General features: G+C 63.2%; 1 protein-coding gene. It reads right to left on the bottom strand.

Annotated elements, in window-relative coordinates:
* Positions 1–788 (bottom strand): cysteine desulfurase (locus tag A3730_RS15635; protein WP_063538407.1); only part of this gene is annotated, 788 nt, incomplete at both ends.

Below are 788 nucleotides of genomic sequence, written 5' to 3'. Positions count from 1 at the left end.
AGGACAGTACACTCACCTTGCTGGTGGCGGTGCCGATGATTTTCAAGCTGTCGCATGCGTGTGCGCGCTCGGTGGCGCGGGCCAGCAGGGCGTCTTCGTGGACGGCCAGGGCCGGGCGATCCTGGTGGTTCAGCCACTCAATGGCGGTGGCCAGGCCGATGGCGCCGGCGATGTTGGGCGTGCCCGCTTCGAATTTGTAAGGCAGCTGATTCCAGGTGCTTGCTTCGAAGCTGACGGTTTCAATCATTTCCCCGCCGGTCTGGTAGGGCGGCATGGCTTCCAGCAGTTCGCGGCGGCCATAGAGCACGCCGATACCGGTGGGGCCAAATAGCTTATGCCCGGAAAACGCATAGAAATCCACGTCGAGATCCTGCACGTCCACCGGGAAGTGGGCCACGGCCTGGGCGCCGTCGATCAAGGTGATGGCGCCGGCGGCTTTCGCGCGGGCAACCATCTCTTTCACCGGGTTCAGCGTGCCCAGCGCATTGCTGGCATGGCCAATGGCAAAGATTTTGGTTCTCTCACTGAGCAGCTGCGCAAAGGCGTCCTGATCCAGACTGCAGTCGTCACGCAGCGGAATCACTTTTAGTGTGGCGCCGGTGGCGGCGCAGGCCTGCTGCCAGGGGACGATGTTGGCGTGGTGCTCGCTGGTACCGATCAGCACTTCATCGCCGGGCTGCAGGCGCTCACGGGCCACGCACTGGGCCACAATGTTGATGGACTCGGTGGTGCCCTTGGTCCCCAGGATTTCTTCGCGGCTGGCGTTGAGGAAGGTCGCCACGGTTTCG

The organism is Alcanivorax sp. HI0044 (assembly GCF_001634945.1).
This window is presented reverse-complemented; position numbering and strand designations above follow the sequence as displayed.